Annotated in this window: 9 protein-coding genes; 8 read left to right on the top strand and 1 reads right to left on the bottom strand. The window is 52.7% G+C overall.

Going from position 1 to position 14,363, the window contains the following annotated elements; all coding sequences use genetic code 11:
- The first annotated feature begins 3 nt into the window (after positions 1-3).
- Positions 4-651: a cytidylate kinase-like family protein gene (locus tag M2133_RS14355; RefSeq protein WP_277466893.1), complete on the top strand. Its 648-nt coding sequence runs from the start codon at positions 4-6 to the stop codon at positions 649-651.
- A 14-nt stretch (positions 652-665) separates the two neighbouring features.
- Positions 666-3,500 carry a bifunctional fucokinase/fucose-1-phosphate guanylyltransferase gene (locus tag M2133_RS14350; protein ID WP_277466875.1) on the top strand — a complete coding sequence of 945 codons (2,835 nt, stop codon included), beginning with the start codon at positions 666-668 and terminating at the stop codon, positions 3,498-3,500.
- Positions 3,501-3,510: 10 nt separating this feature from the next.
- Here the strand turns inward: M2133_RS14350 and M2133_RS14345 are convergent, their stop codons facing one another.
- On the bottom strand, positions 3,511-4,398 hold the full coding sequence (locus M2133_RS14345; protein ID WP_277466874.1) for an AraC family transcriptional regulator: 888 nt from the start codon (positions 4,396-4,398) through the stop codon (positions 3,511-3,513).
- A gap of 105 nt (positions 4,399-4,503) precedes the next feature.
- On the opposite strand from M2133_RS14345, the gene M2133_RS14340 reads away from it, so the two are divergent.
- From M2133_RS14340 to M2133_RS14315, 6 genes are all read left to right on the top strand, one after another.
- A complete protein-coding gene (locus tag M2133_RS14340) occupies positions 4,504-6,063 on the top strand; it encodes a rhamnulokinase family protein (RefSeq protein WP_277466873.1) in 1,560 nt (519 codons plus the stop codon).
- A gap of 26 nt (positions 6,064-6,089) precedes the next feature.
- Complete coding sequence (locus M2133_RS14335; RefSeq protein WP_277466872.1) at positions 6,090-7,346, top strand: L-rhamnose isomerase; 1,257 nt, start codon at positions 6,090-6,092, stop codon at positions 7,344-7,346.
- 4 nt (positions 7,347-7,350) lie between these two features.
- Positions 7,351-8,364 (top strand): L-rhamnose/proton symporter RhaT, encoded by a 1,014-nt coding sequence (gene rhaT, locus M2133_RS14330; protein ID WP_277466871.1) that lies wholly within the window; start codon positions 7,351-7,353, stop codon positions 8,362-8,364.
- A gap of 119 nt (positions 8,365-8,483) precedes the next feature.
- Positions 8,484-9,287 carry a rhamnulose-1-phosphate aldolase gene (gene rhaD, locus M2133_RS14325; protein WP_277466870.1) on the top strand — a complete coding sequence of 268 codons (804 nt, stop codon included), beginning with the start codon at positions 8,484-8,486 and terminating at the stop codon, positions 9,285-9,287.
- A gap of 154 nt (positions 9,288-9,441) precedes the next feature.
- Entirely contained in the window at positions 9,442-11,196 is a 1,755-nt protein-coding gene (locus M2133_RS14320) for an alpha-L-rhamnosidase C-terminal domain-containing protein (RefSeq protein WP_277466869.1), read from the top strand.
- A 4-nt stretch (positions 11,197-11,200) separates the two neighbouring features.
- A complete protein-coding gene (locus tag M2133_RS14315; protein WP_277466868.1) occupies positions 11,201-14,359 on the top strand; it encodes a glycosyl hydrolase in 3,159 nt (1,052 codons plus the stop codon).
- The last annotated feature ends 4 nt before the right edge of the window (positions 14,360-14,363 follow it).

The raw sequence follows: 14,363 nt of genomic DNA, 5'->3' as shown, positions 1-14,363 counted from the left end.
CATATGAAGAACAACATGATTATCACCATAGGGCGTCAGTTTGGCAGCGGAGGCCGGGAAGTGGGGCAGAAGCTGGCTAAGGCTTTAGGCATTCGTTATTACGATAAAGAGATTCTGCGTGTGGCGGCCCAAGAGAGCGGTTTGAGTGAGGATGTCTTTGAGAAGGCGGACGAGCAGACGGCAAGTGGCTTGTCGTATGCCTTGACGACCGGCTATTCGTATATGGGGATGTATATGCCGTATACGGATTTCCTGTCGAACGACGGCTTGTTTCAGTTGCAAAGCGATGCGATCCGTAAATTGGCGGAGAACGAATCGTTTATCCTGGTTGGGCGTTGTGCCGATTATATCCTTCGGGAGCATCCGGGGCTGTTGAGTTTCTTTATACATAACACGAAAGAGAACCGCATTCAGCGGATTATGGAATACCGCAACCAGGAGATCAATGAGGAACAGGCCAAGGAACTAATGGTGAAGACCGATAAGTCGCGTGCCGCCTACTACAATTATTATACAAACAAGACCTGGGGAGCGGCTTGTGCCTACCATTATTCGTTGGATGTCTCTGTCCTGGGGATCGATGAGACGGTGGCCCTGATCAAAGAGATTGTCGAGCGTCGGCAGAGCCTGCGTCCGCCTCATTTCGGATAAATATAATACATGGGATGAAAAAACTACTTTCTTTGCCTCCGAACCTGGTGTCTTCTTTTCACGAACTGGAGGAGGTGAGTCGTGAAGAATGGTTCTGTACCTCGGATCCGATAGGCGCCCGCCTGGGTTCGGGCGGGGGCACGGTCTGGTTGTTGGAGAGTTGCCGGCAGGCCGAGAAATCAACCCTTGCCCTGGGAGACTGGATCGGTCGCGAGAAACGCATCTTGTTGCATGCCGCGGGACAGAGCCGTCGCCTGCCGGCCTATGCGCCTTCGGGTAAAGTGCTTACGCCGGTGCCCGTCTTTCGCTGGGCGCGTGGGCAGAAACTATCCCAAAATCTTCTCTCTTTGCAACTGCCACTCTACGAGCAGATCATGCAGAAAGCCCCTGATTCCTTACATACCTTGATTGCCAGTGGGGATGTCTATATCCGCAATGAGCAGCCGCTGGCGGAGATTCCCGAGGCAGATGTGGTGTGTTACGGCCTCTGGGCCGATCCTTCGCAGGCGGTGAATCACGGTGTCTTCCTTTCCCGGCGCGACTCTCCGGAGGTGCTCGATTGTATGTTGCAGAAACCTTCCCTGGAGGAGTTGGCTGATTGGATGAGCACGCATTTCTTCCTGATGGATATCGGCGTCTGGCTGTTGAGCGACAAGGCGGTGCGTCTCTTGTTGAAGAAGTCTGCCGGAGAAGAAGGGGGAATCCTCGACTACGATCTCTATGGGCAGTTTGGTCTTTCCCTGGGTGTGGATCCGAAGATTAAAGATAAAGATTTTGAAGACCTGACGGTTGCCATTCTGCCGTTGGGCGGAGGCGAGTTCTATCATTTCGGTACGAACCGGGAACTGATCTCTTCGACCCTGGCCATACAGAACCGGATCAACGATCAGCGATTGATCATGCACCGCAAGGTGAAACCCCATCCGGCGATGTTCGTACAGAACGCCGAGGTGCATTATACGCTTACGGCAGATAATTCGGAGCTTTGGATCGAGAACAGTTATGTGGGCGACCGTTGGAAGCTGCACGACAAACACCTGATTACCGGTGTGCCGGCGAACGATTGGAAGCTGACCGTGCCTTCGGGCATTTGCATCGATGTGGTTCCGCTGGGCGATGCTGCCTGGGTGGCTCGTCCGTATGGTTATCACGATCTGTTCAAAGGAAGTCTGTTCGATCCCACGACGCTTTTTCTGGGCCAGCCGGTGCGCGCCTGGGCAGAGGTTCGGGGCATCACTTTGGCGGATTGCCCGGATATCCAGCAGGCAGCGTTATTCCCCGTTTGCGATTCGATCGAAGAACTGGGCGAAGTCATGCGCTGGATGATCTCGGAACCCCACCGCACCGAAGGCAAAGCCATCTGGGAGCGGGCGTCCAAGCTCTCTGCCAATGCATTGACCGACCAGGCCAACCTGGTGCGTCTGATCAGCCAGCGCAAAGCTTTTCAGCGTAACGGCTGGCCATTGCTTGCCAAGAACCATGAACGGAGCGTGTTCTATCAGTTGGATCTGGCGGATGCTGCTTCGTGTTTTGTCAAACAAGAGATACCGTTGCCGCCTCCCCTGGCGCCGGATACGCCGTTGATCAAGCAGATGAGCGACGCTATGTTTCGGGCACGGGTATTGAAACTGAAAGGCCTTGACTACCGGAAGGAACAAAGCGATGCCTTCCGATTCCTGCAGGAGGGAATGGTTGAAGCGTTGAAAGATAAACGACAAACACCGCAACTCTCCGTTTTCCCGGATCAGATCGTATGGGGGCGCAGCCCGGTGCGTATCGACCTGGCGGGCGGATGGACTGATACGCCGCCTTTCTGTCTTTATGCCGGTGGCGCGGTGGTTAATCTGGCGATCGAACTCAACGGGCAGCCGCCGTTGCAGGTTTACGTCAAGCCGTCGCCAACCCCTCAGATCGTGCTTCGATCGATTGATATGGGGCAGATGGAGATTGTCTCGACCTGGGAAGAACTTCTGGATTACAGCCGTATCGGTTCGCCTTTCTCTATCCCGAAGGCAGCCCTGTCGCTGGCCGGCTTTGCTCCGGCGTTTTCGACCGAAGTGTTCGGTTCGCTGGAAGAACAATTGCGGCATTTGGGCTGCGGCATAGAAATTACGTTGTTGGCTGCCATCCCGGCGGGTTCCGGCTTGGGCACCAGCTCGATCCTGGCGGCAACGGTCCTGGGCGCGCTCTCCGATTTTTGCGGCCTGGGGTGGGATAGGCAAGAGATTGGTAACCGGACATTGATTCTGGAACAGTTATTGACAACCGGAGGTGGCTGGCAGGATCCCTATGGCGGCCTGTTGCATGGCCTGAAGCTTCTGCAAACGGGCGAAGGCTTCCAGCAAACGCCTTTGGTGCGCTGGTTGCCCGACTATTTATTTACCGATACGACCTATCAGCCCTGCCATCTGCTTTATTATACCGGCATCACGCGGACGGCCAAAGATATCCTGGCGGAGATCGTGCAGGGTATGTTTCTTAATAGCCAGGAGCACCTGAGTCTATTGAACGAAATGAAGAACCACGCGCAGGAAATGTACAAGACCATCCAGAGTGGCGACTTCCATCAGTACGGACAGTTAGTGGGTAAGACCTGGGCACAGAACAAACAATTGGATCAGGGTACGAATCCCCCGGAAGTGGAGCAGATCATCCGCCGGATACACGACTATTGCCTGGGATATAAACTGCCCGGTGCCGGTGGGGGTGGCTATCTCTATATGGTAGCCAAAGATCCCGAAGCAGCAACGCACATCCGGAATATCCTGACCCGCGAAGCGCCCAATGCGAATGCCCGTTTTGTGGAAATGAATCTTTCGACCCGCGGATTGCAGGTGAGCCGCTCCTGACAGGGACGGCTCAGTGTGCCCTTTCCCGGAACTGCGAAGGCGTGACACCCTCTTTCTTGCGGAAGAAGGTCGAGAACTGTCCGGCATTCTCAAACCGAAGCTGGTAGGCGATCTCCGAGATATTCAACGACGAAGCAGTCAACAGCTCCTTGGCACGCATCAGTTTGAGTTGCATCTGGTACTGCGCGGGCGATACGCCGGTATATTCTTTAAACATACGGCGAAACCAGGAATAGCCCAGGCCGAGGTGTGCCGCAATCTCTTCGGGCGAGAGTGGATTTTCAATATTCTCCTTCATCAGGATACGCGCTTCGTTGATCTTGTCGATCACATAGTTGTTGGTGAACGCCTTGTTGCGTTGCTTATAAAAGACGGAACCGAGGATATGCAGTACGATACTGGAAATCATCTGCTGGTAGCCCGATTTCTCCTGCGAGGCAAACTTCATAATATCTTCATAAAGCCCTACGATCGTCGCACTCAGCCCGATATTAAACAAAGGTTCTTCTTTGTTGAAGAACCGTTTTTCAACCCTCCGGTCGATATGCACGCCCCGGAAGCCCACCCAATATTCATCCCAGCCGGTATCCGGATCGGGATAGTAGCTATGCCACTCGCCGGGGAAGAGCAAGATCATCGTGCCCGATTGGATCTTTTGCTTTTTGCCCGATTGCGAAGCGAAATAACCGCTTCCTTTGGTGATGTAAACCAGTTGATATTCATTGAGTATCCGTCCGGTCTGCGGCTGAAAGTTGTAATCTTCCGGATGGCGCGACAGCGGATAGTTGCCTTTGGGCGGGATAAATTGATAGCCCACAGTGGTGACCACTATACCCCATTCTTCATCCGCCGTGCTGATGGTCAGGTAGCGGAGCATATCGGATTGCTGTTTATTCATGTCAGAATTGTAAGGTTTATTATCAATTTATGAAGCAAAGGTAGGAAAAAGAACTGCTACTTTTGCTTCCGTACGTGTAAATATTGCCCGTATATGATTAATACCATGAAGAAAAAGAATTTTTTAGCCATTGATATCGGTGCGACCAGCGGACGCGGAGTGGTCGGCAGCCTGACCGGTGTCAAATTTGAAATGCACGAGATTTATCGTTTCCCCAATGCCATCCTGGAAGTGCATGGCAAATACTATTGGGACGTCTATCAGTTGTACGATGCCTTGAAAGAGTGCCTCAAATGCTGTGCCCGCCAGGGTATCGCTTTGGATTCGATAGGCATTGATACCTGGGGGGTCGACTTTGGTTATATCGCCAAAGACGGTACGCTCCTGGGTTTACCCCGTGCCTACCGTGATCCGTATACCGAAGGCGCTCCGGAGGAATACTTCAAACATATCCCCCGGGAAGAAGTCTATCGGTTGACCGGTATCCAGATTATGAACTTCAATAGCTTGTTCCAACTTTATAGTGCGAAAAAGGAAGGATTCGCTCCCCTGGAAGCAGCCGAAGATATTCTTTTTATGCCGGATCTATTGAGTTACCTGTTGACCGGCAAGAAAGTTTGCGAATATACCATCGCTTCTACGTCGCAGATTCTCAACCCCGTAACGAAACGAATCGAGCCGTCCCTATTGGAAGTTATCGGCCTGTCTGAAAAGGAAGGGCACTTTTTCAAAAAAGGAGGGAAGAATTTCGAAAAGGCCGGCAGGGATTTTGAAAAGGCCGGCAGGGTTTTGGAAAAGGCCGGCAGGGTTTTGGAAAAGGCCGGCAGGGATTTTGAAGAAGCCGGGCAGTTTTTTGTGCATCCCGGAACGGTGGTGGGTACACTGACCGATGCGCTGGCGAAGGAAACAGGTGTAGGGAAAGTACCGGTGATCGCCGTAGCCGGGCATGATACCGCCTCGGCGATTGTGGCGGTGCCGGCAGTTGATCCGCATTTCGCCTATCTGAGCAGTGGCACCTGGAGCCTGTTGGGTATCGAAACCGAAGAACCGATTATCACGCCGGCGTCTTACGCGAACAACTTCACCAACGAAGGTGGGATAGAAGGTACGACCCGTTTCCTGAAGAATATCACCGGTATGTGGCTCTTGGAGCAATGCCGGAAAGAGTGGGAGCGCGAAGGCAAGACCTATACCTATCCGCAGATTGTCGCGATGGCGAAAGAGGCGGCTTTGTTCCCGTCGGTCATTAATCCGGATGATCCCAGCTTTGCCAATCCGCCCAGTATGCCGGAGGCGATTGCTGCGTACTGCAAGAATACGGATCAGCCGGTGCCGCAAACGGATGCCGAGTATATCTATTGTATATTCCATAGCCTGGCGAACCGCTACAAAGAGATGATCGGCCTGTTGTCGGAGATGGCACCTTTCCCTATCAAGAAATTACATGTGATCGGTGGTGGATCGAAGAACGATCTGTTGAACCAGTTCACGGCCAATGCCATCGGTATGCCTGTTATTGCCGGTCCGTCGGAGGCTACCGCCATCGGGAACTGCATGATCCAGGCCCAGGCTGCCGGACTGGTGAAGGACCGCTGGGAGATGCGGCGCATCATCGCCGAGTCGTTCCCGTTGGAGACCTTCCTGCCGGAAACAATTAATAATTAACAATTCACAATTAAAAATTAAATACCATGACAAAAGAAAAAACAACCCAATCCGCATTTGAGATCGCCAAAGAGCGCTATGCCGCTATCGGAGTCGATGTCGATCAGGCGCTCGCCGCCATGAAGAAAATATCCCTTTCCCTGCATTGCTGGCAGGCGGATGATGTGACCGGATTTGAAAACCAGGACGCCGCTCTTTCCGGAGGCATACAGGTGACGGGCAACTATCCCGGCCGTGCCCGCAATATCGAAGAGCTTCGGGCGGATATCCTGAAAGCCACTTCGTATATCGCCGGCTCGCATCGCCTGAGCTTGCATGAGATCTATGGCGACTTCCAGGGAAAGGTGGTCGACCGTGATGAGGTTGAACCTGCACATTTCCAAAGCTGGATGGAGTGGGCGAAAGCAAACGGTATGAAACTGGATTTCAACAGTACCTCGTTCTCACACCCGAAGAGTGGTGATCTGACCTTGGCTAATCCCGATAAAGGTATCCGTGACTTCTGGATCGAGCATACCAAGCGCTGCCGTTGGATCAGTGAGGAAATGGGTAAGTTCCAGCATGATCCGTGTATGATGAACCTGTGGGTACACGACGGAAGCAAAGAAGTTCCGGCAAACCGTTTGAAATACCGCCGCATCCTGGAGCAATCGCTCGACGAGATCTTCGCAACGGAATATAAGAATATGAAAGATTGCATCGAAGCCAAACTGTTTGGCATCGGGCTGGAGAGCTATACCGTCGGTTCGTACGACTTCTACCTGGGTTATGGCGCGAAGAAAGGAAAGATTGTTACCCTCGACACCGGCCATTTCCATCTGACGGAGAGTGTGGCCGATAAGGTCTCTTCTTTGTTGTTGTTTACGCCGGAGATTATGCTGCATGTCAGCCGCCCGATCCGTTGGGACAGCGACCATGTGGTGATTATGAACGATGACCTGGCCGACCTGACGCGTGAAATTATCCGTTGTGACGCCTTAGACCGGGTACATATCGGTTTGGATTATTTCGATGCGACGATCAACCGGATCGGAGCATACGTGATCGGTTGCCGTGCGACGCAGAAAGCCTTCTTACAGGCGTTGCTCGAGCCCGCGGCTTTGTTGGAACAGTACGAAACGGAAGGCAAATACTTCGAACGCCTTGCCCTGCAGGAAGAAGCCAAGAGTCTGCCCTGGAATGCGGTATTCGATATGTATTGCCTACAGAATGATGTGCCGGTAGGTGAAGACTTTATCGCCGGCATTCAGGCGTACGAGAGAGAAGTAACCAGTAAACGATAAGGCGATGGAAATATTAATCGGTTTACTAATAATCGCGATCGGCAGCTTCGGGCAGAGCAGCTCGTATGTGCCGATCCGCAAAGTAAAGGAATGGAGCTGGGAAAGCTTCTGGCTGACGCAGGGCGTCTTTGCCTGGCTTGTCTTTCCGCTTCTGGGGGCGCTATTGGCTGTTCCGGCAGGAGGTAGCCTGTGGCAGATCTTGTCGGTCGATCCGGCTGCGGCATTGAAAGCGATGGCTTATGGTGTGCTTTGGGGCGTTGGTGGGTTGACTTTCGGCTTGAGTATGCGCTACCTGGGTGTGGCATTGGGACAGTCTATCGCGTTGGGGACCTGTGCGGCCTTCGGTACCTTGATCCCGGCCTTGATGGTTGGAACGGATCTCTTTCAAGGCGCAGGCTTGATCTTGCTGTTGGGCGTCTGCATTACGCTGGCGGGCATTGCCGTGATCGGTTATGCCGGTGGTTTGCGGGCACAGAATATGACGGAAGAAGAACGTAAAGCGGCGGTAAAAGATTTCGCGTTGTCGAAAGGCTTATTGGTCGCCCTCTTATCCGGGGTGATGAGTGCCTGCTTTGCTTTGGGATTGGATGCCGGAGCGCCGTTGGTGGTGGATGGAGCCAGTGAGTTGTTCAAGACATTGCCGGCTACATTGATGGTTACCTGTGGTGGTTTCCTGACCAATGCGATCTACTGCTTGTATCAAAACGGAAAGAATAAGACCTTCGGCGACTATGGCAAGAAAGAGGTGATGGTCAATAACCTGCTGTTCTGTGCGTTGGCGGGATTATTGTGGTATTCGCAGTTCTTCGGCCTGGGTATGGGCAAGAGCTACTTCGCGGAAGGATCCGTGATGTTGGCTTTCTCGTGGAGTATCCTGATGTCGTTGAATGTATTGTTCAGCAATTTCTGGGGTATCGTTCTGAAAGAATGGAAAGGCGTCAGCCGGAAAACGATCATGGTTCTGGTCGTTGGGATGGGGATCCTGATCTTCTCCCTCTTATTCCCCAACTTAGTCTGAGAGGTTAAGGCGTTAATTGAATAAACATTTCGCTTGTCCGTATATTCTTGTTAATTTTACAAGTTCCTTGTCGCTCAGACGAGATGAATATAAACCGATATAACTAAAAATAGAATAAAATGAGTATAAGAAAGAATGCTTGCCTGATGGCAGAGATCGAACGTATTGCCGAAGTGGCAGGCTATCTATGGACCAAAGGCTGGGCCGAACGCAACGGAGGCAATATCTCCGTGAATGTTACCGCATTGATGACTGAGGAAGAACGGAATCTGCCGGCATTGACTGATGCCGTTCCTTTGCAAGATACGATGAATAGCCTGGGTGGGCAGATCTTTTATGTGACCGGGACAGGCCGCCGGATGCGTTATGTCGCGCAGGATCCTTTTGCTCATGGCGCGCTTATTCGGGTGGCTACGGATGGCCGTTCGTACGATATGATCGCCGAACAACCGATCGCTCCGACATCCGAGTTGCCTTCTCATCTTTTGATGCACAACTACCTGTTGGCGAATGGACGTAACAACCGGGTGGTCTTACATACCCATCCGACCGACCTTATCGGCCTGACGCATTGCCGTCCTTTCCTCGATTCAGAGAAGCTGACCCGTACGCTCTGGAGCATGATCCCCGAATGCCGGATTGTTGTGCCTCGGGGAATTGGCATTGTGCCGTATGAGATTCCCGGCTCGTTGGATCTGGCGCATGCGACGATCAAGCAACTGGCGCATCACGATGTAGTTTTCTGGGAGAAACATGGTATCCTGGCTGTCGGCGAAGATATAATCGAGTGTTTCGATGCGATCGACACCTTGAGTAAATCCGCGCAGATCTACCTCAATGCACGCATGGCAGGCTTTGAACCTGAAGGCATGACCGATCAGCAACTGGACGATCTGGTGCCGGCTTTCGGGCTGGATCACTGAGCTTAAAAAGGCCTTGTTTTCAAACTACCGGTATTTCGCAATCAAACTACTAATACTTTGTCGACAAACTACTGGTAGTTTATTCGCAAACTACTGGTAGTTTGAAAAAGCGACTGTGGCGAGTTCCTTATTACGCTAATAAATACTTTTGTGTATGAAAATCCGCATCTTATTTTTGTTCCTTTTTCTTCCTTTAATTGGCATGGCTCAGCAACGAGATAGCCGTGTCAGAGAATATCTTCCGCCGACACGTATCGTCTGGCAACAGCATGGCGAGTTGATCACCGGCATAGAAAACCTGTTGAAGCCGGGCAACGGACAGTCCGAACTGGGGGATGTGCCCCGTTGTGTGATGAAAAACAATGACGGGCAGCAACCGGCGATCTTATTGGATTTCGGTAAAGAATTGCAAGGCGGTATCCAGATCGTCACCGGCATATTCTCTCCGCAGAAGCCTGTGCGTATCCGTGTCCGCTTTGGCGAATCGGCTTCGGAAGCGATGGCGGAGATCGATGGGCAGAATGGTGCCGGCAACGATCATGCGATGCGTGATTTCGAAGTCTCCCTGCCCTGGCTGGGGGTGATGGAAGTGGGGAACTCCGGCTTCCGCTTTGCCCGGATCGACCTGATCGACGAAGGACGGGAGGTACATCTGGAAGAGGTGCGCGCCATCTCTACCTTCCGTGATATCCCTTACCTGGGGTCTTTCCGCAGTAACGACGAGCGGTTAAACCAAGTCTGGCAGACCGGTGCTTATACGGTTCATTTGAATATGCAGGAATACCTTTGGGATGGGATCAAACGCGACCGCTTGGTCTGGCTGGGCGACCTGCATCCGGAGGTGATGACCGTCAATGCCGTCTTCGGACAAAATGAAGTAGTGCCCAAAAGCCTCGACCTGATCCGTGACCTGACCCCTGTTCCCCAATGGATGAATGGGATTAGTTCCTATTCCCTCTGGTGGGTGATTATCCAACACGACTGGTATCTCTATCATGGTGATTTGGTGTATCTGAAAGAGCAACAGCCTTACCTCACGCAGCTCTTGCGACATATCCTGACCAAATTCGATACAAACGGAAAAGAACAACTCGATGGCAACCGCTTTCTCGACTGGCCTTCGAGCGAGAACCCCAAAGCGATCGATGCCGGCTTGCAATCCCTGATGGTGATGACCCTGCAGATGGGTGAAACGCTTTGTACGACTCTGGGTGATACGGAACTGGCTACGGCCTGCCGTGAGATGTATATCAAAACAAAAAGCAAGAAAGCCTCTCCGGCGGTGAAGAAGGCATTCCTTTCTGCCGGTATCGCTCCCGATGCGCCGGGCTCCAAGCAAGGCGCTGCCTTGATGGCTTTGACGGATATTATGGATCCGAAAGAAGCCGATGAGAAATACCTGTCGGTCAACGGAGGACATGGTTTCTCTACCTTCTACGGTTATTATATGTTGCGGGCTATGGCTTTGGCCGGCAACTATACGGGTGCGATGGAGGTGATCCGCCAGTATTGGGGCGCGATGCTCGACTTGGGCGCGACTACCTTCTGGGAAGACTTCAACCTGGACTGGCTACCCAATGCCGCCCCGATAGACAATATCGTGCCGGAAGGTAAGAAAGATATTCATGGCGATTACGGTGCCTACTGTTACGAGAAGTTTCGCCACAGCCTTTGCCACGGTTGGGCTTCCGGACCGACCGCCTGGCTGAGTGAAAACGTATTGGGCGTGAAAGTGATCGAACCCGGTTGCCGGGTCGTGCGCATCGAACCCCATCTGGGTGATCTGCAATGGGTCGAAGGTACATTCCCCACCCCTTATGGCCTGATCAAAGTACGGCACGAGAAAGGGGCCGACGGCAAAGTGATAAGCAAGATTGACGCACCAAAGGAAATACAACTATTACAATAAACATATGAAAAAAGCATCTTTATTTATCGTTCTCTGTCTTTGTCTGTATGTGTGTGTAACGGGCTGTGCCCCCAAATCGTCGGATGTCTCTTTCGACCGGATCGAAACGGGCTTTCGTCAACCACCCGATAGTGTTCGCCTGGCGGCTTACTGGTATTGGATCTCCGATCATATCTCGAAAGAAGGCGTAGAGAAAGACCTGGAAGCGATGAAAGCGGCGGGCATCACCCGTGTCTTTATCGGCAACATCGGATTGGAAGGTATGGAGTGGGGCGAACATAAGGTTTTATCCCCCGCCTGGTGGGAGATCCTGCATGCCGCATTGCGTAAAGCAACGGAACTGGATATCGAAGTGGGCATCTTCAATAGCCCCGGATGGAGCCAGTCGGGCGGTCCCTGGGTCCGACCCGAAGAGAGCATGCGCTATCTGGCTTCTTCCGAGATCAAAGTCAAAGGGCCGCAAAGCCTGAAGCTATCTTTGCCTTCCGTAGGAAAGGATGCGCAGGATGTGAAACTGCTCGCCTGGCCGGATCTGGCGAATGGACTGTTTGAACAAACCTGGAAGATCAGGAAAGAAAACGGCCAACCGCTGGTGAAAGAACTGACCTTAGCCCGCGAAGAGACCATCCGCCATATTGCTTTGAAGGCGCAAACCCCCATGAAGTTTATCGCAAGTCTTTATGCGAAAAAGGGAACGAACCGAACCCTGTTGCGCACATTTGAAGTCGACCGAAGCAATCCTGCGTTGAATGTCGGCTTTATTCCTTATGCGCCGGTGGTTGTCGCCTTGCCGGAAACGCAGGCGAATACGCTTGTTTTGGAATTGTCTCCCGAAGGAAGTGGTGAACTGGAGGTGACGCTCTCGGCCAAACCTGTGGTCGAGCGTTATCCCGAAAAGACGCTGGCCAAGATGTTTCAGACCCCTCTTCCTCTTTGGCATGACTATCTCTGGGAAGCGCAACCGGCTGTTACCGCTTCGGAATTGCTGGTCGATAAAGACCGGGTGATCGATCTCTCTTCTTCGCTCTCGGCAGACGGCACGTTGGAATGGAACGTACCCGAAGGCAACTGGGTCATCTCCCGTTACGCCATGCTGACCACCGGAGTCACCAACAGCCCCGCCAGCCCCGAAGCCACCGGCCTGGAGATCGATAAGATGAGTCGGAAGCATGTAGCGACTCACTTCGATGCTTTTGTCGGAGAGATCCTGCGTCGTATCCCCGAAGCCGATCGCCGTTGCTTTAAGGTAGTGGTACAGGATAGCTACGAGACGGGCGGACAGAACTGGACGGACGATATGATCGAGAAGTTCAAAGCAAGATATGATTACGACCCGGTGCCTTACCTTCCGGTATTGAACGGTACCGTGGTGGGGAGCACGGAGATCTCCGATCGTTTTCTCTGGGACCTGCGTCGCCTGATTGCCGACCGGGTGTCTTACGACTACGTCGGTGGACTGGCTGACGTCTCCCATCAACACGGCCTGACGACCTGGCTCGAGAACTACGGCCATTGGGGTTTCCCCGGTGAGTTCCTGCAATACGGCGGGCAGTCGGATGAGGTCTCCGGCGAGTTCTGGAGCGAAGGCGATCTGGGGGATATCGAGAATCGGGCGGCTTCTTCCTGTGCCCATATCTACGGCAAACGGAAAGTATGGGCGGAATCGTTCACCAGTGGCGGACCGAACTTCGGTCGTTACCCGGCAACGATGAAACAACGGGGCGACCGTTTCTTTACCGAAGGCATCAATGCCACCCTCTTACATTTATATATACACCAACCCTACGAAGACCGTAACCCGGGTATGAGCGCCTGGTTCGGTAATGACTTCCATCGCAAGAACATCTGGTTCAGCCAGATGGATGTCTTCTCTACGTATCTGCGTCGGGCCAACTTTATGTTGCAACAGGGACGCTATGTGGCCGATGTGGCCTACTTTATCGGAGAAGATGCGCCGAAGATGACCGGCGTCTGCGATCCGGAGTTGCCGCAAGGCTATTCGTTCGATTATATCAATGCGGAAGTACTATTGACGCGGGCTTCGGTCAAAGAGGGGCGTCTGGTATTGGCCGATGGTATGGCGTATCGCCTGTTGGTCTTGCCCAAACTGGAAACCATGCGGCCGGAGGTTTTAGATAAGATCTCGGAATTGGTCGAGGCCGGCCTGGTTGTTTTAGGCCCTGCGCCTAAGCGTTCACCCAGCCTGGCAAACTACCCGGAAGCCGATGCAGCGGTACAAGCCAAAGCTGCTGCCGTATGGAACGCAGGGGGTAGTCCGGCTATCTATGGCAAAGGAAAGGTCTTCCCCGAAGGATATACGATAAAGCAGGTCTTCGAAGAGTTGAAGGTGGTTCCCGACTTCGAAGTCTCTTCCCCTGAGGTCTTGTTTATCCATCGCACAACAGGAGATGGCGATTTCTATTTCGTCTCCAACCAAACGAACGAGAAGATCTCTATCGCACCTCGTTTCCGCATCACCGGCTATCAGCCGGAACTTTGGAACCCTTTGACCGGAGAGATCCGCCTCTTGCCTGAATTCGATAGTGACGGACGGGTGACTACGGTTCCTTTGGAACTGGAGGCTTTCGAGAGTGCGTTTATCGTCTTCCGCAAGAAAGGCAAAGCTTCGAAAGGGAAAATGAATTTCCCGGCCAAAGAGGTGTTCTATACGGTCTCTACACCCTGGACGATCTCTTTTGTAAGCGGCAATGGCGCACCGGGAGGTCCTATTTTCTTTGAGGAGTTATACGACTGGAAGGATGTCTATGATGAACGAATAAAATATTACTCCGGCGAAGCGATTTACACCAATACGCTGACCTTGAAGGAAATTCCTGCCGGTGAGATCTACCTCGATCTGGGCAATGTGATGGTAATGGCTAAAGTCATCTTGAACGGACGAACGATCGGTGGGGTATGGACTCCGCCTTACCGCTTGAATGTGACGGACTACGTGCGGACAGGAGATAATCTTCTCCAGGTCATTGTGGTCAATAACTGGCAGAACCGATTGATTGGCGACCAGCAACTGCCTGCCGATCAGCGCCCGACCTGGACGCCGGTCAACCCCTGGACGGCCGAGTCGCCTTTGCAGTCTTCCGGCCTGTTGGGCCCGGTCGAACTGCAGGCCTATCCGTATCACGTATTAAAACAAAACAAATAAACCT

Origin of the sequence: Parabacteroides sp. PF5-6 (assembly GCF_029504695.1) — a bacterium.
Classification (GTDB): Bacteria; Bacteroidota; Bacteroidia; order Bacteroidales; family Tannerellaceae; genus QVMG01.
This window is presented reverse-complemented; position numbering and strand designations above follow the sequence as displayed.